General features: G+C 72.9%; 20 protein-coding genes and 1 tRNA gene. 8 read left to right on the top strand and 13 right to left on the bottom strand.

Going from position 1 to position 17,797, the window contains the following annotated elements:
• Positions 1-26 precede the first annotated feature (26 nt).
• The 6 genes from AC07DF_RS11975 to AC07DF_RS11950 all read right to left on the bottom strand — a co-directional run bounded on the left by AC07DF_RS11975 (position 27) and on the right by AC07DF_RS11950 (position 2,571).
• Positions 27-320, bottom strand: a complete 294-nt coding sequence (locus AC07DF_RS11975; RefSeq protein WP_478969648.1) for a Dabb family protein — start codon at positions 318-320, stop codon at positions 27-29.
• Positions 320-496, bottom strand: a complete 177-nt coding sequence (locus tag AC07DF_RS11970; protein ID WP_193482975.1) for a hypothetical protein — start codon at positions 494-496, stop codon at positions 320-322. The genes AC07DF_RS11975 and AC07DF_RS11970 overlap by 1 nt, the downstream gene beginning before the upstream one ends.
• Before the next feature lie 116 nt (positions 497-612).
• A tRNA-Ser gene (locus tag AC07DF_RS11965) sits at positions 613-697 on the bottom strand.
• Positions 698-742: 45 nt separating this feature from the next.
• Entirely contained in the window at positions 743-1,174 is a 432-nt protein-coding gene (gene tadA, locus AC07DF_RS11960) for a tRNA adenosine(34) deaminase TadA (protein ID WP_478969646.1), read from the bottom strand.
• A gap of 59 nt (positions 1,175-1,233) precedes the next feature.
• The gene (locus AC07DF_RS11955; protein WP_478969644.1) at positions 1,234-1,773 is read right to left on the bottom strand and encodes a tRNA adenosine deaminase-associated protein; all 540 of its coding nucleotides are present in this window, start codon (positions 1,771-1,773) and stop codon (positions 1,234-1,236) included.
• A 564-nt stretch (positions 1,774-2,337) separates the two neighbouring features.
• Positions 2,338-2,571, bottom strand: a complete 234-nt coding sequence (locus tag AC07DF_RS11950; protein ID WP_399022467.1) for a hypothetical protein — start codon at positions 2,569-2,571, stop codon at positions 2,338-2,340.
• A 132-nt stretch (positions 2,572-2,703) separates the two neighbouring features.
• On the opposite strand from AC07DF_RS11950, the gene upp reads away from it, so the two are divergent.
• Positions 2,704-3,339, top strand: a complete 636-nt coding sequence (gene upp, locus AC07DF_RS11945) for a uracil phosphoribosyltransferase (protein WP_189727300.1) — start codon at positions 2,704-2,706, stop codon at positions 3,337-3,339.
• 18 nt (positions 3,340-3,357) lie between these two features.
• On the opposite strand, the gene AC07DF_RS11940 is transcribed toward upp, so the two are convergent.
• Both AC07DF_RS11940 and AC07DF_RS11935 read right to left on the bottom strand, forming a co-directional pair.
• Positions 3,358-3,975 carry a LytR C-terminal domain-containing protein gene (locus tag AC07DF_RS11940; RefSeq protein ID WP_478970948.1) on the bottom strand — a complete coding sequence of 206 codons (618 nt, stop codon included), beginning with the start codon at positions 3,973-3,975 and terminating at the stop codon, positions 3,358-3,360.
• Positions 3,976-4,105: 130 nt separating this feature from the next.
• Positions 4,106-4,402 (bottom strand): type II toxin-antitoxin system VapB family antitoxin, encoded by a 297-nt coding sequence (locus AC07DF_RS11935; RefSeq protein ID WP_003999914.1) that lies wholly within the window; start codon positions 4,400-4,402, stop codon positions 4,106-4,108.
• Between the two features lie 105 nt (positions 4,403-4,507).
• Between AC07DF_RS11935 and AC07DF_RS11930 the strand changes: the two genes are divergently transcribed.
• Positions 4,508-6,109 (top strand): helicase HerA-like domain-containing protein, encoded by a 1,602-nt coding sequence (locus tag AC07DF_RS11930; RefSeq protein ID WP_478970946.1) that lies wholly within the window; start codon positions 4,508-4,510, stop codon positions 6,107-6,109.
• Between the two features lie 136 nt (positions 6,110-6,245).
• On the opposite strand, the gene AC07DF_RS11925 is transcribed toward AC07DF_RS11930, so the two are convergent.
• From AC07DF_RS11925 to AC07DF_RS11910, 4 genes are all read right to left on the bottom strand, one after another.
• A complete protein-coding gene (locus tag AC07DF_RS11925) occupies positions 6,246-6,377 on the bottom strand; it encodes a hypothetical protein (RefSeq protein WP_478969641.1) in 132 nt (43 codons plus the stop codon).
• 67 nt (positions 6,378-6,444) lie between these two features.
• A complete protein-coding gene (locus AC07DF_RS11920; protein ID WP_478969639.1) occupies positions 6,445-6,768 on the bottom strand; it encodes a hypothetical protein in 324 nt (107 codons plus the stop codon).
• Between the two features lie 70 nt (positions 6,769-6,838).
• On the bottom strand, positions 6,839-7,432 hold the full coding sequence (locus tag AC07DF_RS11915) for an HhH-GPD-type base excision DNA repair protein (protein ID WP_478969637.1): 594 nt from the start codon (positions 7,430-7,432) through the stop codon (positions 6,839-6,841).
• 47 nt (positions 7,433-7,479) lie between these two features.
• The gene (locus AC07DF_RS11910) at positions 7,480-8,202 is read right to left on the bottom strand and encodes a siderophore-interacting protein (protein WP_478970944.1); all 723 of its coding nucleotides are present in this window, start codon (positions 8,200-8,202) and stop codon (positions 7,480-7,482) included.
• A gap of 78 nt (positions 8,203-8,280) precedes the next feature.
• Between AC07DF_RS11910 and AC07DF_RS11905 the strand changes: the two genes are divergently transcribed.
• From AC07DF_RS11905 to AC07DF_RS11890, 4 genes are all read left to right on the top strand, one after another.
• Positions 8,281-10,572, top strand: coding sequence for a penicillin acylase family protein (locus tag AC07DF_RS11905; RefSeq protein WP_478969635.1), 2,292 nt, complete (start codon positions 8,281-8,283; stop codon positions 10,570-10,572).
• A complete protein-coding gene (locus AC07DF_RS11900) occupies positions 10,565-11,173 on the top strand; it encodes a GNAT family N-acetyltransferase (protein ID WP_478969633.1) in 609 nt (202 codons plus the stop codon). Before AC07DF_RS11905 ends, AC07DF_RS11900 begins: the two co-directional genes overlap by 8 nt.
• Positions 11,170-11,637 (top strand): cupin domain-containing protein, encoded by a 468-nt coding sequence (locus tag AC07DF_RS11895; RefSeq protein ID WP_478969631.1) that lies wholly within the window; start codon positions 11,170-11,172, stop codon positions 11,635-11,637. The genes AC07DF_RS11900 and AC07DF_RS11895 overlap by 4 nt, the downstream gene beginning before the upstream one ends.
• Before the next feature lie 219 nt (positions 11,638-11,856).
• Entirely contained in the window at positions 11,857-13,695 is a 1,839-nt protein-coding gene (locus AC07DF_RS11890) for a copper resistance CopC/CopD family protein (RefSeq protein WP_478970942.1), read from the top strand.
• Here AC07DF_RS11890 and AC07DF_RS11885 read toward each other — a convergent pair.
• Complete coding sequence (locus AC07DF_RS11885; RefSeq protein WP_478969629.1) at positions 13,595-14,608, bottom strand: DUF72 domain-containing protein; 1,014 nt, start codon at positions 14,606-14,608, stop codon at positions 13,595-13,597. The genes AC07DF_RS11890 and AC07DF_RS11885 overlap by 101 nt on opposite strands.
• A 153-nt stretch (positions 14,609-14,761) precedes the next feature.
• Between AC07DF_RS11885 and AC07DF_RS11880 the strand changes: the two genes are divergently transcribed.
• Positions 14,762-17,233 (top strand): SpoIIE family protein phosphatase, encoded by a 2,472-nt coding sequence (locus tag AC07DF_RS11880; RefSeq protein WP_478969627.1) that lies wholly within the window; start codon positions 14,762-14,764, stop codon positions 17,231-17,233.
• 59 nt (positions 17,234-17,292) lie between these two features.
• The gene (locus AC07DF_RS11875) at positions 17,293-17,778 is read left to right on the top strand and encodes an MSMEG_6728 family protein (protein WP_478969625.1); all 486 of its coding nucleotides are present in this window, start codon (positions 17,293-17,295) and stop codon (positions 17,776-17,778) included.
• The last annotated feature ends 19 nt before the right edge of the window (positions 17,779-17,797 follow it).

Below are 17,797 nucleotides of genomic sequence, written 5' to 3'. Positions count from 1 at the left end.
GGTCGAAATGCTGGCAGCCGCGGGCCTCAGAACTCGTAGTCGGCGATCACCCACGTGGCGAACTCGCGCCACAGCGCGACCCCCGCCTGGTGGTCGGGGTGCTCCACGTACCGGCGCAGCGCGTCCGCGTCGTCGAAGGCCGAGTTGATGGCGAAGTCATGGGCGATGGGGCGGTCGCTGACGTTCCAGCCGAGCTCCCAGAAGCGGATCTCGGGGACCGTGCCCTCCAGTGCGCGGAAGGCCTCGACGCCCTTCACGACGCGCGGGTCGTCGCGCTCGACGCCCTCGTGCAGCTTGAAGAGGACCAGGTGGCGGATCATCACTTTCCTCCGTTGGCGACCCAGGTGGCGAAGTCGCCCAGGGCCCTCGCGGCGTCCGATATGCCCTGGAAGCCTATCTGGACGTAGTCGGCGGCCTTGGCCGGGTCCGTGACGATCACGTACAGCGCGAAGACCACGACGACGTAGACGGCGACCTTCTTCGCGTTCACCGCCATCGCGGCCTCCCCTGTCCCTGGTGTCCCATGCAGCGCACATGATCGCACGAAGGGGCGAACACACGAAGGGGCAGATCGCACGAAGGGCCCCGTCTGGCGACGGGGCCCTTCTCAAGCGGTAGCGGAGGGATTTGAACCCTCGGTGACTTGCGCCACACTCGCTTTCGAGGCGAGCTCCTTCGGCCGCTCGGACACGCTACCGAGGGAGACCTTACAGCAAGGTGCGGCGTGCTTTGAAATCGGTATTCAACGGGTCCGGAAGAACTCGGTGAGCAGCCGTGAGCACTCCCCGGCGAGCACGCCCTCGATCACTTCGGGCCGGTGGTTGAGCCGCCGGTCGCGGACCAGGTCCCAGAGGGAGCCGGCCGCGCCGGCCTTCTCGTCGCGGGCGCCGTAGACGAGACGGTCGACGCGGGACTGCTGGATGGCGCCCGCGCACATCGTGCAGGGCTCCAGCGTCACCACGAGGGTGCAGCCGGCGAGCCGCCATTGGCCGAGCTCGGCGGCGGCCCGGCGGATGGCGAGGATCTCCGCGTGGGCGGTCGGATCACCGCCGGCCTCGCGTTCGTTGTGCCCGGCCGCGAGCACGGTCGTGCCGTCCGGGGCCAGTACGACGGCGCCGACGGGGACGTCCCCGCCCCGGACGGCCTCGGCGGCCTCGTCCAGGGCGAGTCGCATCGCGGGCCGCCAGGGGTCCCGTACGGGATCCGGCGGTCCTTGACCGGCGGGAGGACTGGTCAGCGGACGGTCTCCAGCGTCTCCGAGGCGCCCAGGGACTCGGCGATCTCGGTGACGGCCTCGGTCGACATCAGGCGCAGCTCCTTCTCGCTGACGCCGAGGTCGTCGAGGATCTGGGGGTCTCCGACCGGCCCGTGCGGCACGGCGTCCGCCGACCCGGTGGCCGCGTCACCGTCGTCGGACTCCTCGTCCCCGTCGGGTTCACCGTCCTCCGTGCCGTCGAGGTCGAGGGCGTCCAGGTCGTCCCCGTCGTCCGGGGCGCGGCCGAGCAGCTCGTCGGTGAGCAGGATCTCGCCGTAGCTGCTGCGGGCAGCGGCAGCGGCGTCCGAGACGTAGATACGAGGGTCGTCCTCGCCGTCCACGCGGACGACGCCGAACCAGGCGTCCTCCTGCTCGATCAGCACGAGCACCGTGTCCTCGTCGGGGGAGGATTCACGGGCCAGGTCGGCCAGATCCGACAGGGTTTCCACATCGTCGAGCTCTGTGTCGCTCGCTTTCCACCCGTCTTCGGTGCGCGCGAGCAGTGCGGCGAAGTACACCGTGACTCTCCCACTGGTCAGAGGCGTGCCGGTTGGGGGTCCCCCCGGCGGAGGTTGAGGGCGGGGAGTGCTCGTCCGAGCCCCACCCACTCGGAATCGTGGCAGAAACAAGGCGTTCAGGGGACGTCTTCGGCACCCTGTGTCCGGCAGTTTTGACCACACGCTCGTTGCCGCCACCTGCGGATCGTACGCGGCTTTCCCCCACTCCACCCACGGTCACCGCGACAACGCCCGCGCGGTTCGTGATCTTCTCCGGCGGTTTCCTCACCCGTTTCCTACGGGCGGAACACGCCGCGGGTCCCACGGTCGGACGCGCGCGGTTCCACCCGGTGGAAGCGTCTGAGTCCCACCGGCGGAACGTGTGTGAGCCCTACCGGTGGAGCCCTGCCGACGGATGAGCCCGGGGCGCACCGGTAACCCCGGCCGGGTGTCACTGGTGGACCCGGCCGGGGGCCATGGTCGGACAGCGTGCTGGCGTAACCGATGCGTGCGGACATTACCGATCGACGGGCGTGGGTCCCGTCGGCGCGCCCGTGCGGTCGCCTCGGTCGGCGCCGGGCGGTTTCACCAGCGGAACGTGCGCATGCGCATGGCGTGTCGCAGGCGGGCTGTCTTGGCGCGGCGGGGCTGGACTCGGTCGCGCAGTTCGCGGGCCTCGGCGAGGTCGCGCAGGAAGCGGGCGCGGCGTCGGCGGCGCTCGGCGGACGACACGTCCGGCTCGTCCGTCCGGTCGGCCGCCGGGTCCGCCCCGGGCCATGCGCGCGGCGACAGATCTTCTCGGAAATCCCGGTCGGGCATCTGGCTCATCACCCCCAGTTCGTCCTTCCCGCCTTCCCCCGGACGGGCGATTGACGCCGGAGAAACGGGTGACAGCCCGCCCACGGGCTTGCCGTGCGACCGGTGTCACCCGGCCCGGCTACTGTTGTGGACATGCGTCTCCACGTCGTCGACCACCCACTGGTCGCCCACAAGCTCACCACGCTGCGCGACCAGCGCACCGACTCCGCGACCTTCCGCCGTCTCGCCGACGAGCTGGTCACCCTGCTCGCCTACGAGGCCACGCGCGACGTGCGCACCGAGCAGGTGGACATCCGGACGCCGGTGGCCACGACCACGGGCGTCAAGCTCTCCCACCCGCGACCCCTGGTGGTGCCGATCCTGCGGGCCGGGCTCGGCATGCTGGACGGCATGGTCCGGCTGCTGCCGACCGCCGAGGTGGGCTTCCTCGGCATGATCCGCAACGAGGAGACGCTCGAGGCCTCCACGTACGCGACGCGGATGCCGGAGGACCTGTCGGGACGTCAGGTGTACGTGCTGGACCCGATGCTCGCCACCGGCGGCACGCTGGTCGCGGCGATCCAGGAGCTGATCAAGCGCGGCGCCGACGACGTGACCGCCGTGGTGCTGCTGGCCGCCCCCGAGGGCGTCGAGATCATGGAGCGCGAGCTGGCCGGCACCCCGGTGACGGTCGTGACCGCCTCGGTCGACGAGCGCCTGAACGAGCACGGCTACATCGTTCCGGGCCTCGGCGACGCGGGCGACCGGATGTACGGCGCGGCGGAGTAGGAAACCCCCTGAGGGTCCTCAGCAGCCCTTCTTCGGCGTCGCCGCCGGCTCGGGCCTGGCCAGCTCGGTCAGGGCCCGGTCGGCGTCCGGCTTCTTCGCCAGCGCCTTGAAGCCGTCGCCGATGACGAGGTCGACGGCGGCACCCTTGCGCACCGCCTCGGTACGCCGTTCGGCGTCCGGCAGCTGCGTGCCGAGCACGGGCAGTGAGGTGTCGAGCGCGGCGGCGGGCCCGAGCAGCACACCGGTGCCCTTGACCTTCTTGTCGTACTGCTTGGTCGCGTTGCCCACGTCGCCGATCTTGAAGCCGCGCTTCTTCAGCTCGTCGGCGGTCTTCTTCGCCAGGCCGCTGCGGGTGGTGGCGTTGAAGACGTTGACCGTGATCGTGCGCGGCTCGGGCAGCGCCTTGGCGGCGGGCGAGGGACTCGCCTTGGTCCTGGGGGCGCAGTCCGTGCCGTTGCCGGCTGCCGAAGCCTTTCCGCCGCCGCCGGTGAAGACATCGATGAGCTGCAGAGTGCCCCAGCCGCCCACGCCGAGCACGGCGACGGAGGCGACGACCACGACGACAAGCCGGCCGCGCCGCCGGGGCCCGCGCATCCGGGGGTGCTTGTTGCCCGTGATGCGGTACTTGCCGCCCATGCCGGGGGGAGTCAGCATGCTCATGAGCGCAGCGTAGTGCGCCTGGGCGACGATGCCTACTAGATGATCATTCGACATCGGCCAGACGGATCTAACGAACCCGGAAGGGCCAACCCGCTGCCGGCGGGGCTCAGTCCAGCTCGAGTACGCGCGCGTGCAGCACCTGGCGCTGCTGGAGCGCCGCCCGCACCGCGCGGTGCAGGCCGTCCTCCAGGTACAGATCGCCCTGCCACTTCACGACGTGCGCGAAGAGGTCGCCGTAGAACGTCGAGTCCTCGGCGAGGAGGGTCTCCAGGTCCAGCTGCCCCTTGGTCGTCACGAGCTGATCGAGGCGGACCGGGCGCGGCGCGACGTCCGCCCACTGCCGGGTGCTTTCCCGGCCGTGGTCGGGGTACGGCCGGCCGTTTCCGATGCGCTTGAAGATCACACGGAAAGCCTACCGGGCCAGACGTTCCGGGCGCAGCCATGGCGCCGTAGTGCGACGCTGAAAAAAACCCCACAAGGCGGTACGAAACGGGAACGGGGCGTGAATATGCCGGACCGCGAGACCATGCCGTCGGCCCCGGCTCCGGAAGTGTCGGAGCGCGCCGCCGCCCTCCCCCAGGAGGCCCTGAGGATCGCCTCCGGCTACGCCTTCTCCGGACCCGCCCTGCAGCTGGGCGCCCTGCTGTGGGACGGGACGTGTCTGCCGGACGCGCAGATCCGGGTGCCGCTGGCGATGCTCAACCGCCACGGCCTGGTCGCCGGCGCCACCGGCACCGGCAAGACCAAGACGCTCCAGCTCATCGCCGAGCAGCTGTCCGCCCAGGGTGTGCCCGTCTTCCTCGCGGACATCAAGGGTGACCTGTCGGGGATCGCGGCGCCGGGCCGCTCGGACGCCCGGGTCGAGGGCCGGGCCAAGGATGTCCACCAGCGCTGGACGGCGACGGGGTTCCCGGCCGAGCACTACGCCCTGGGCGGCATCGGGCGCGGCATCCCCGTCCGGGCCACGGTCACCGGCTTCGGACCGCTGCTGCTGTCCAAGGTGCTGCGGCTGAACCGGACTCAGGAGGAGTCCCTCGCCCTGGTCTTCCACTACGCCGACAGCAAGGGCCTGGAGCTGGTCGACCTCAAGGACCTCCGGGCCGTCGTGACGTTCCTGACCTCGGACGAGGGCCGCCGGGAGCTGAAGGCGATCGGCGGTCTGCCGGCCGCCACGGCCGGGGTGATCCTGCGGTCCCTGACGGCCTTCGAGGCGCAGGGCGCCTCCGGTTTCTTCGGTGAGCCGGAGTTCGACACGGCCGAGTTGCTGCGGACGGGTGAGGACGGACGCGGCACCGTCTCCGTCCTGGAGCTGAGCGCCGTACAGGACCGGCCGCAGCTGTTCTCGACCTTCCTGATGTGGCTGCTCGCCGACCTCTTCCACGATCTGCCCGAGCTCGGCGACGTCGACAAGCCCCGGCTGGTCTTCTTCCTCGACGAGGCGCATCTGCTCTTCGACGACGCCTCCGAGGCGTTCCTGGAGTCGATCACGCAGACCGTGCGCCTGATTCGCTCGAAAGGGGTCGGCGTCTTCTTCGTGACGCAGACCCCGAAGGACGTGCCCGCCGATGTCCTCGCCCAGCTCGGCAACCGCGTCCAGCACGCGTTGCGCGCCTTCACTCCCGACGACCAGAAGTCCCTGAACGCCACGGTGAAGACCTTCCCGAAGTCGCCCTACGACCTCGAAGAGGTGCTGACCGGCCTGGGGACGGGCGAGGCGGTGGTGACGGTGCTGAGCGAGAAGGGCGCCCCGACGCCCGTCGCCGCGACCCGGCTGCGCGCACCCGAGTCCCTGATGGGCCCGGCCGGGCAGGAGGCCTTGGACCGGGCGGTGCGGGAATCGCCGCTGTACGAGCGGTACGCCCGGGCCGTGGACCGGGAGTCGGCGTACGAGCGGCTGACGGGCGGGCGGAGCGGCCGAGGGGCGAAGGGGCCGGACGAGATGCGGGAGGCCACCGCCCCCGTGGAGGAGGGGCGGCCGTCCGCCGTGGAGCAGGTGGTCGGCAGCGGGGTGTTCAAGTCCCTGGCCCGGTCCGTGGGGACGCAGATCGGGCGGGAGATCACGCGGTCGCTGTTCGGGACGGCTCGGCGTTCGGGGCGGCGGAGGCGGTAGTTCTTTTCTCTGCGCCGCCCCTGCCGCCGCCCCCGCCCCCGCCGCCCCCGCCCCCGTTGCCTCCGCCTCCGCTACCTCCGCCGCCCCCGCCGCCTCCGCCTCTGCTACCTCCGCCGCCTCCGAGGCCGCGGGTGGTTCAGCCGCGTCCTCGTTCCTTCGAGGGCTGCTGCGGCTTCCGCGTGTCCGGCTGGGAAGGGGGCTTGGGGGCGCTGCGGGCGGCCTCCGCGCGCAGCAGGGCGCGCAGGACCGCGTACGGGTCTTGGAGCATGGCTGTTCCTCGTCGTTCCTCGTCGTTCCTGTTCCGTGCGGGGCTGAGGGACCGGTGTCCGGTCCGGTCAGCAGCGCAGGACCTCGGAGCGCAGAGGGCGAGGGTCGGGCGGCGGGCCCGGCGGTACGGGCAGGGGGCGCGGTGCGGTGTACTCGGGCCCGGTGGCCGGGAGCGGGGCGGGGCGCAGCGGGACGGCGGTGCGCCGGGCGGCCCGGGCCGACGGGCGCAGGGCGGTGTCGAGGACGTCGCACTCGACCACCGTGCTCTCCCCGGGGAGAGCGGCCGTCGGCCCCGTGTGCGCCTCGGCGTGGGCGCCCGGCACGAGCAGGGCGAGCAGCAGGACGAGCACCCGCGGCCATGAGGTCCGGCGGGTACCGCGGGGGACCGTCATGATCCATGCTTGGACCGGGCCGGAAGGGCCCGCCACCCGGGGCGGGCCACGTGGCTGACGCCTGTGGGCGCTACTGGCCGGCGGCCTTCGCCGCCTTGGCCGCCGCCTTCATCTCCTGCTTGTGCGCCCGTACCTTGACCAGCGATTCGGGCCCGGTGATGTCGGCGACGGAACGGAAGGACCGCGGCTCGCCGTAAGCGCCCGCGGCCTCCCGCCATCCGTCCGGCCGCACGCCGAGCTGCTTGCCGAGCAGGGCGAGGAAGATCTGGGCCTTCTGCTTGCCGAAGCCCGGCAGTCCGGCCAGCCGCTTCAGCAGCTCCTTGCCGGTGCCGACGTCCTTCCAGACGGCCTCGGCGTCACCGTCGTAGTGCTCGACGAGGTACTGGCACAGCTGCTGGATCCGCTTGGCCATGGAGCCCGGGTAGCGGTGCACGGCCGGCTTCTGCGAGAGGAGCGCGGCGAAGGCCTCGGGTTCGTGCGCGGCGATCTCGTGCGCGTCCAGGTCGTCCGTGCCGAGCCGCTGGGCGATCGTCGCCGGACCCTTGAACGCCCACTCCATCGGGACTTGCTGGTCCAGCAGCATCCCGACCAGTGCGGCGAGCGGACTGCGGCCGAGCAGCGCGTCGGCCTCGGGGTCCTGGGCGAGGTGAAGGGTGACGTCCATGCCCCGATCATCCCCCGGCCCGGGCCCGGCCGCCCTCCCGCGGCCCTCTAGGACGCCCGCCAGTACCCCAGCGCGTGCACCCGCTGCTTGGGCAGGCCCAGTTCCTTGCGTACGTACGCCGCCAGGGCCCTGGTCGTCGCCGTGTCGCAGGCGATCCAGACGTACGGGTCGCAGGCGCCCTGGAGGAGTCCGGGCAGGTCCGCCTTCACCTGGTCGACCAGCTGGGCGCCGGAGTCCTGGCGGGGCACCTTGCGCAGCTCGTGCCGGGCCGGGTCGGTGCGGAAGGGCAGGTCGTCGTCGCCGCCCTCGAACCAGACGGTGGCCGGGGCGGAACCCAGGGCGTCCAGGAGGGAGTTGATGGCCGGCAGCGAGGCGGGGTCGCCGACGGCGAAGACGTGCGAGGGCGCGGGGCTCGGGTGCTCGAAGCCGGTGCCCTGGACGGTCGCCTCGATGGTGTCGCCCGGCTCGGCCTTCCTGGCCCAGTCGCTGGCGCACCCCTCGTGCAGGGCGAACTCCAGGCTGAAGGTGCCGGCCTCCGGGTCGGGGTCGACCAGGGTGTAGGCCCGCTGGTGGGGCCTGCCCGCGTTGTCGAACCACAGCCGGACCCACATGGTCGGATGGACGCCGGTCGCCGCCAGCAGGCCGCCGTCGGTGAAGGAGAGCCGCCGGTAGTCCGGGGTGACGTCCTGCGCGCCGGTCACGCTGAACACGAAATCCTTCGCGCGCAGCAGCTTGAGGACCGCGCCTTCCCAACCCCGCCCCTGCCCCATCGCTTGTTCACCCTTCACGTACTATTCCGCCACGATCGACTTAGGCAAGCCTAACCTAAAGAGTAGAAGGAGCGCAGCGTGGCCACCGAGATCTACCGTGACGCCTGGGGCATTCCGCATCTGCGCGCCGGCAGCGCGGCCGAACTCGCCCACGCGCAGGGCCGCGTCACCGCCCGCGACCGGTCCTGGCAGCTCGAGGTCGAGCGGCACCGGGCCCAGGGCACCTCGGCGTCCTTCCTCGGCGAGAGCGCCCTGGCCTGGGACCGGTTCGCCAGACGGGCCAGACTCGACGACACGGCCAGACGCTGCTTCGCGGAACTGGAGAAACAGGACCCCGAGACGGCGGAGTGGGTCCGTGCGTATACGGACGGGGTGAACGCGGGGCTGGCGGAGACCGGCCATGAGGCCCCCGAGTTCTCCCGCACCGGCCTGATTCCCGGGTCCTGGCACCCCTGGACCCCTCTCGGCGTCTGGCTCGCCACCCACATCCTCTTCGCCGGGTTCCCGGCCAAGCTCTGGCGCGAGCAGGCCCTGAACCACCTGGACGCCGATGCCATCGGCCTGTTCGCCACCGACGGCCCCGGCACCTCCGGCTCCAACGGCTGGCTGGTGAGCGGGGAGCGGACCGTCACCGGGCAGGCGGTCATCGCCGGCGACCCCCACCGCTGGATCGAGGACCCGGGCGTTTACCAGCAGATCCATCTGTCCTGCCCCGAGTTCGACGTGGTGGGCCTGGCCGTCCCCGGGGTCCCCGGCATCGCCCACTTCGGGCACACCGGCTCCGTCGCCTGGGCGATCACCAACGCCATGGCCGACTACCAGGACCTCTACCGGGAGCGGCTGCGGCGCACCGGGGCCGGAGTGGAGGCCCTCGGCCCGGACGGGGTCTGGCATCGGGCGGCCCGGCACACGGAGATGGTCGAGGTGGCGGGCGAGGAGCCGGTCGAGGTCGAGGTGATCGAGACCGACCGGGGCCCGGTGATCATCGGGGGGCCCGACGGGATCGACGGCGATCCCGCCGATCCCGTCGTCTCCGCCGATCCCGCCGTCTCCGCCGACCCCGTCGCCTCTGCCGATCCCGTCGTCTCCGCCGGTCCCGCCGCCTCTGCCGACCCCGCCGTCTCCGCCGATCCCGCCGCCTCTGCCGACCCCGTCGTCTCCGCCGATCCCGTCGTCTCCGCCGACCCCACCGCCTCCGCCGATCCCGCCGATCCCGCCGACCCCGTCGGCCCGCCCGTGGCGATCAGCCTGCGCTACCCGCCCCGCGTCACCGGAGACCTCGGCTTCGGGGCCCTGCTGCCGCTGCTGCGGGCCCGCCGGGTCGCCGACGTGGACCGGGCCTTCGACCGGTGGGCCGAGCCGGTCAACGTCGTCCAGGCCGCCGACACCGAGGGCGGTGTGCTGCACCGCGTGGCCGGGTGGGTGCCGCTGCGTGCCGAGTCCAACCGCGTGCGCGTGGTGCCCGCCTGGGAGCCCGGCCACGAGTGGCGGGGCCGGCACGAGACGCCCCGGGCCGGGCTCACCGACGGCGTCGCCGTCATGGCCAACCAGCGCGGCCCGGCCGCACCCCTCGGCGTCGAGTTCGCCCCGCCGCACCGGGCCGGCCGCATCGCCGAGCTGCTCTCCCGCAAGGAGCGCTGGTCCGCCGCCGACATGCCCGCGATCCACATGGACACCCATCTCGCCTCGGCAGGCCCCCTCCTGGAGCACCTCCGCGCCCTCGACGGCCTCACCCCCAAGGCAGCCGCCCTCCGGGACCGGCTCCTCTCCTGGGACCGCCGTATGGACGCCGGCAGCGCCGACGCGGCCCGCTACGCGGCGGTGCGCGGAGCGGTCGTACGGCACCTGGCGGCGCACCCGGCCTTCGCCGCGCTCGCCGTACCACCGGCCTACCCGGAGGTGTTCCAGCCCTGGCTGGCCCTCCTCCCGCGTGTCGGCTTCGCCCTCGAACACCTGCTGCGGGCCGAGGACCTGTACGGAATCGACCGCCGAGCGGCCGTCCGCGCGGCGGTCGAGGACGTGGCCGGGCGGCCCCCGGCCGGCGTCTGGGGCGACACCCACCGCCTCGCCCCCTGGCGACCGCTGCACCCGGAGACGCCGTACGACGAACCGGAGCTGTCCGGCGACCACGACTGCGTGCTGTGCACCTCGGGCGTCCCCGGCCTCACCGACCGCGCCGCCCGCGGCCCGGCGGCCCGTTACGTCTGGGACCTGGCCCGCCGCGACGACAGCCGCTGGGTGGTCCCGCTCGGCGCCTCGGGCATCCCCGGCTCGCGCCACCACCGCGATCAGCTCCCCCTGTGGCTCGCCGGAGACCTCGTCCCGGTCGTCACGGACTGGACCCTGCTGAAGAAGGAAGCCGATGTCTGACCCGTACGCCTCCCGCACGGCCGTCCACGAGCAGACGGCCGACGGCTTCGGTACCGTCCGCGTCCTGCCGCTGGACCCGGAGGCCGACGCCGCCGTGATCCACCGCTGGGTGCGGGAGGACCGGGCCGCCTTCTGGGGCATGAACGACCTCACCGAACGGCAGGTGGCCGAGACCTACGCCCACCTGAACACCCTCACCACCCACCACGCCTTCCTCGTCGTCCGGGACGGCGAGCCGGTCGCCCTCCTGCAGACCTACGAGCCCGAGGCCGACCGGGTCAGCGAGTGCTACGACGTCCGGCCCGGTGACATCGGCGTCCACCTGCTGCTCGCCCCCGCAGGCCCGGGCGGCGCGCGCTCCGGCTGGACGTCCCGGCTGGTGGCGTCCATCGCCGCCTACGTCCTGCCGGGTCTGGACCGACGGCGGGTCGTGGTCGACCCGGACGTCCGCAACGAGAAGGCCGTCACCCGCTTCCTCAAGCTGGGCTTCACGGCCGGGCCGGTGGTCGTCCTGCCGGAGATCGACCTCCCCGGCGTGTACCTGCCGGAGAAGAAGGCGCAGCTCGCCTTCCTCGACCGGGAAGTACTCTTCCCCGGGTGACTCCCGACGAGCTCATCGCCCATTACGGACTGGAGCCGATCCCGCGCGAGGGCGGCCTGTTCCGGCAGACCTGGGCCGGTCCCGAACGCCCCGACGGCAGACCCGAGGGCACGGCGATCGTGGCGCTCCTGACGACGGACGCCTTCTCCGCCCTCCACCGCCTCCCGACCGACGAGGTCTGGCACTACTACCTCGGCGATCCCCTGGAGCTCCTCCTGCTCGCCCCGGACGGGAGCACCCGGACGGTGGTGCTGGGCCCGGACGTCCTCGGCGGCCAGCACGTCCAGTTCACGGTCCCGGCAGGTACGTGGATGGGCGGGAGGACTCGCGGAGAGTGGACTCTGTTCGGCTGCACGATGGCGCCCGGCTTCACGTTCGAGGGCTATGAACACGGGGACGAGGCGGAGCTGACGGCGCGCTATCCGGCAGAGGCGCACAGAATCCCTGGGCTGTCCCGTAGTTAGGGGCGAGGGGCCGTATCGATGTGCGGCTCCGCCGCGTGGGCGCGACCAGCCACAACGCACCCGCACTCGCCACACAACACGGCCACACATCCGATGAGCGCTACACCCTTCTCATCCGTACGTATCCGGAAGCCGTACAGCCCGACCCCGGAGAACCACGTGGACCCACGGCGGAACGAGGAGCGCGATGTCGGACACCCCCGGCGAATCCAAGCCCTGGTGCTGCTCGGCACCGTGCTGGTCCTGCTCTTCCTCAGCGGAGCCCCCGCCTCGGCCCACGCAGCACTCCGCTCCACCACCCCTGATGAAGGATCCGTCGTCAAACAGGGCCCCCGTGGCGTCACCCTGACCTTCACCGAATCCGTAGGCCTGCTCGACGACTCCTTCCGGGTCTTCGGCCCCGACCAGCGCCGCGTGCACACCGGCGAGGCCACGCACGCGGACGGCCGCTCCGACACGGCCCGGGTCGGTCTGCCCGGGAAGCTCCCCCAGGGCACCTACACGGTGGCCTGGCGGGTGGTGTCCGCCGACAGCCACCCGGTCTCCGGCGCCTTCTCCTTCTCCATCGGCAAACCGTCCGCCACGACCACGCAGATCGACACCGGCCCGGACGAGGATCCGCTGACCGGCGGCCTCTACGACGCCGCCCGCTACCTCGCCTACCTCGCCGCCGCGCTGCTCGTCGGCGCGGCGGCGTTCGCGCTGCTGTGCCGTCCCGCGAACAGGTCCCCGTTGCGCAGGCCGCTGGCGACGGCCGGGTGGACGCTGCTGGGCTCGACGGTCGTCCTGCTCCTGCTGCGCGCCCCGTACGAGGCCGGCGCGGGCCCGGCGGCGGCCTTCGACGCCTCCGCCCTCGGCCGCACCCTGACGAGCCGCCCGGGCCTGGCCCTGCTCGCCAGGCTGGCCGTTCTGCTGCTGACCGCCGTCTTCCTGGTGTGGCTGTCCAGGCGCCGTGATCGCCGTGACCGCCGGGATCCCGTGGCGCTGGCGGCGGGCACGACCCTGGCCGTCGGACTGGCTCTGACCTGGGCGGCGGCCGAGCACGCCTCCGCCGGGATCCAGGTGCCGCTGGCGATGACGTCGTCCGTGCTGCACCTGCTGGCGACCGGGGTCTGGCTGGGCGGGCTCGTGGCACTGCTCCTGACCCTGCGCCGCTCGTCCGGCGAGGACCTGACGGAGGTCGTGCCCCGCTTCTCCCGGATCGCCTTCGCCTCGGTGACGGTCCTGGTCGTGACCGGCGTGTACCAGTCCTGGCGCGGCCTCGGCTCCGTCTCCGCGCTGTCCGGCACGCCGTACGGCCGGCTGCTGCTGGCGAAACTGGTCGCGGTGACCGTGCTGGTGATGGCGGCCGGGTACTCGCGCCGCTGGACGGCACGCCTCGCGGCCCCGGCGACCACCCGGACGGTGGTGGCCGTACGCGAACGGGTCGCGCAGCCGGTCGGCGGCCCGCCGCCGGAAGCCACCGCAGAGCCCGGGACGCCCGACGCCGGGGAGCCGGAGCGACCGGAGGCACCGGCCCCCGAGTCGGGCGAGGCGGGTGAGTCGGGCGAGTCGGGGGACGGTGACGTGCTGCGGCGCGGCCTGCGCCGCTCCGTCCTCATCGAGGTCGCCGTCGCCGCGGTGGTGCTGCTGATCACGACCCTGCTCACCACCACGCTGCCGGGCCGCGCGCAGGCCGAGGCCGCGCAGCAGGCCCCGGCGGGCGCGCTGCCGCCCACGACCCTGGTCACGGTGCCCTACGACACGGGCCTGGACTCCCTGATCGGTCGCGGCAAGGTTCAGGTCACCCTGGACCCCGGGCGGGTCGGCGAGAACGGCGTCCAGGCCGTGGTCCACGGCTCCGACGGGGGCCCGATCACCGTCCCCGAGGTCCGCATCACCTTCACCCTGCCCTCCAAGAAGGTCGGCCCGATCGACGCCGAACTCACCGACGTCGGCTACTGGAGCACCAACTCCGTCAACCTGCCCCTCCCCGGGACCTGGACGATGAAGACGACCGTGCGGGTGTCGGACGTGGACCAGGTGACGGTGTCGAAGCGGGTGCGGATCGCGTCCTAGGCACCCGGGCCGCACCGGGGTCCGCACCGGGGTCCGCACCGGGGTTCGCTCCGGGGCCCGCCCCGGCCTCGCCGTCGAGGAGCCGCGTCATGCACTCGGCGGCGCGTACGGCGGCGTCGCCGCAGCAGTTGTTGAACAGGACGTGGACCTGCTCGGCCCGCTCCGCCAGCCGGCGCACACGGGGCAGCCACTCGGCGAGTTCCTCCTCGGCGTACCCGTACCGGAACCGGTCCTCCTTGCTACCGGTCCCCCAGGCGGTGCTGCGGCCGTGGAACCGTACGACGGACAAGCGCGGTGAGGTCACGGCCGTCACCGGCGGGATCGAGGAGGGGAGCGTCTGCGTCATGTCGACGGCGACCGCGGCCATGCCGTACCGGGCGAGCAGCGCGCACGTGTCCTCGGCCCGGTCCGTCTCCCACCACGCGGGATGCCGGAACTCGACCGCGAGGGGCCACCCCCGCGTCCGCTCGGCGCACTCCCGGAGGAACGCCTCCGCCCGTTCCCCGGGCCGGAACCACGGCGGGAACTGGAACAGCACGCTCCCGAGCCGCCCGGCCCGCCGCAGTGGCTCGATCCCGGCCGCGAACCGGGTCCACACCTCGTCGAGCACCTCCGGGTCCCGGTGATCGGCCGGCAGCCCGCCCGGCATCGCCGCCTCCCTGGTGGGATGCCCGGTCAGCAGCGAGAACGCCTTCACGTCGAACACGAACCCGTCCGGTGTGCGCTCGGCCCACAGCCGGCTGTTCCGCTCGCCCGGCAGCGCGTAGTACGAGGCGTCGACCTCGACGACCGGGAACCGCTCGGCGTAGTGCCGTAACCGTCCCTCGGCGTCCCGCCGCCCCACCGGGTACCAGCCGCTGCCGACCAGCGCCCGGTCGGTCCAGGAACACGTGCCCACGAGGATCCGAGCCATGGGGGACCGGTTACCCGGGCCGGGCTCCGGCAGGCTCGCTCCGTTCCCAGCCGGTGGTGGCACGGTGATACCGGCCGCAATCTGGGTAACCAGGTGATAATTGCGCTTGTCCGGGGTTACGGCTCATTCACCCCGAGAGTGAGATGACCGATCATGGAGCAGCCCGTCAGCGTCGGCCGGGCCGGCCGGTCGCTCGGAGAAGCACCCGGAGCCCTCGAAGCACTCGTCGGCGAGGCCCTCACCGCCCGTATCACCCTCGACGAACACGGCACGGTGACCGGCTGGAACGCGGGCGCCGAGCAACTCCTCGGGTACGCGTCCGGAGAGATGACCGGCCGCCGGGCCGCGGATCTGCTGGCCGAGCCGATCCCCGTGCGGGGCGGTATGCCGGCCCTCGCCGGACTGCCCCGCTGGAACGGCGACGTCGCGCTCCGGCACCGCGACGGGCGCAAGCTGACGGTCAGGATCCTCGCCCACCACAGGGAGCCCGGCACCGGCCCCCGAGCCTGGCTCCTCGTCTCCGCCCTGACCGGTCAACAGCCGCGGTCCGGCCTCGACGAATCCCTCGTGAGCTGGAGCTTCGCCCAGTCCCCGTGCTGCGCCCTGGCGATCTACGACACCCGGCTGAGGCTGCGGCGGGCCAACGCGGACATGGAACGCTCCACGGCGCTCACCGAGGAGGAGATGCTCGGGCTGCGCGTGTCCGAGATCATCGACGACGACGCCGGCGAGCGGGCGGAACGCAGCATGGCCCGGGTGCTGCGGACCGGCGAGCCGGAGTACCAGGAGAACTATCTGCGCGCCCCGGGGGAGGACCACGCACACGCCTGGTCGGTCTTCCTGTCCGCGCTGCGGGACCACGACGGCACCATCCAGGGCGTCTGCCTCTCCGCGCACGACATGACGGAGCAGTTCTGGGCCCGCAAGCGGCTCCAGCTGATCGCCGAGGCCGGCCGGCGCATCGGCAGCACACTGGATGTGACGCGCACGGCCCAGGAGCTGGCGGACGTGACCGTCCCCGCCCTGGCCGATTTCGTCAGCGTCGATCTGCTGGAGGCGCTGGACGACGTGGCCGAACCGCCCGCGCACGCCGTTCCGGCGGACGAGCCGCTGCGGCTGCGACGGGTGGCGCTGCGGTCCGTGACTCCGGGGGCACCGGAGTCGGCCGTGGCGGCCGGCCAGGTGGATACCTATCCTACGGGCTCGACGCCCTTCGAGAGCCTGCGCACCGGACGGCCCACGCTGCACGAGGTGACCGACCCGGAGTTCGCCGCGTGGCTCGCCCGCGACCCCGCCCGCGCCGCCCGGGCCCGGGCGTTCGGCATCCACTCGGTGATGACCGTGCCCCTCGCCGCACGTGGCACCACCCTGGGCGTCGCCTTCTTCATCCGCTACCGCAGCGTCGAGACCTTCCACCACGACGACCTGGTCTTGGCCGGGGAGCTGGCGGCCAGGGCGGCCGTGAGCATCGACAACGCCCGCCGCTACACCCGGGAGCGTGCCACCGCGGTCACCCTCCAGCGCAGCCTCCTGCCCCAGCGGCTGCCCCGGCAGGCCGCGGTCGAGGTCGCGTCCCGCTATCTCCCGGCGGGCGGGCGTGCCGGGGTCGGCGGGGACTGGTTCGACGTCATCCCCCTCTCCGGTGCGCGGGTGGCGCTGGTCGTCGGCGACGTCGTCGGCCACGGCCTGCACGCCTCGGCGGCCATGGGGCGGCTGCGCACGGCCGTACGCACCCTCGCGGACATCGACCTGCCGTGCGACGAGCTCCTGACCCACCTCGACGACCTCGTCGCCCGGCTGAACAGGGAGGAGGAGGGTGAGCGCGGTGCGGCGGAACCTGCGGGGTCCGGCGACGTCGGCGCGACCTGCCTGTACGCCGTCTACGACCCCGTGTCCCGGAGCTGCTGCCTCGCCGGGGCCGGGCACCCCGTACCGGCCGTGGTGAGCCCCGGCGGCGCTGTCGAGCTCGTCGGCCTCCCGGCCGCGCCCCCGCTCGGCGTGGGCGGCCTGCCCTACGAGGCCACTGAGATCGACATCCCCGAGGGCAGCCTGCTCGCCCTCTACACCAACGGCCTGATCGAGGACCGGGACCGCGACATCGACGCCGGGGTCCAGCGGCTGCGGGAGGCCCTCGCCCGCCCGGCGGCCTCGCTGGACGCCCTGTGCGACACGGTGCTCTCCGACCTGCTGACGCGGCGCCCGGCCGACGACGTGGCTCTGCTCATCGCCCGCACCCGCGCGCTCGACGCGGACCATGTCGCCACCTGGGCGGTGCGGGCCGACCCGTCCGCGGTCGCCCAGACCCGCAAGGACGTGGTGGCGCAGCTGGCGAGGTGGGGGCTGTCCGACGCCGTCTTCGTCACCGAGCTGGTCGTCAGCGAACTCGTCACCAACGCCATCCGCCACGCCGAGCCGCCGATCCAGCTCCGTCTGATCCACGACACGACCCTCATCTGCGAGGTCTCCGACGGCGGCAACACCGCTCCCCATCTGCGACGTGCCCGCTCCTACGACGAGGGCGGCCGCGGCCTGCTCCTCGTCGCCCAGCTGACCGAGCGCTGGGGCACCCGCCAGAGCGCCACGGGCAAGACCATCTGGGCGGAACAGACCCTGCCTCCCCTGTGAGGACGCAGTGCGAGGACGGAGTGCGAGGACCGAGTGCGAGGACGGAGTGTGAGGACGGAGTGCAGACCTTCCTGCCCTACCCCGGCTTCCGGGAGTCCGCCCTGGTCCTGGACCGCCGCCGGCTCGGCAAACAGCGGGTCGAGGCGCTGCAGGTGCTGCGCGGCCTGGTCGTACCGGACTACGCGTGGCGCAGGCATCCGGCCGTGCGGATGTGGGCCGGCTACGAGGAGGCGCTGGTCCGCTACGGGCTGGAGATCTGCCGCGTCTGGCGTGAACGGGGCCATCAGGACACCTGCGCGGCCACCCTCGTCGCCGACCTCGCGGCGACCCGCCCCCACGCGCCGGTACGGGACCAGCCCCTCTTGGCCGACGAGGGCGAACTGCCCCCCTGGCTGGGCGACGACACCTTCCACCGCAGCCACCGCTCGGCCCTGGTCCGCAAGGACGCGACCACGTACGCGGAGCTGTTCCCCGGGGTTCCCGACGACCTGCCCTACGTCTGGCCCACGTCGGACCGCACCGACGAGCGCCCGCCGGAGGGGTGAGCCCCGACCCGGTCCATCC

The organism is Streptomyces sp. NPDC044719 (genome assembly GCF_056433405.1).
The sequence above is the reverse complement of the archived record's forward strand: the minus strand, read 5'-3'. Positions and strand labels throughout refer to the sequence as shown.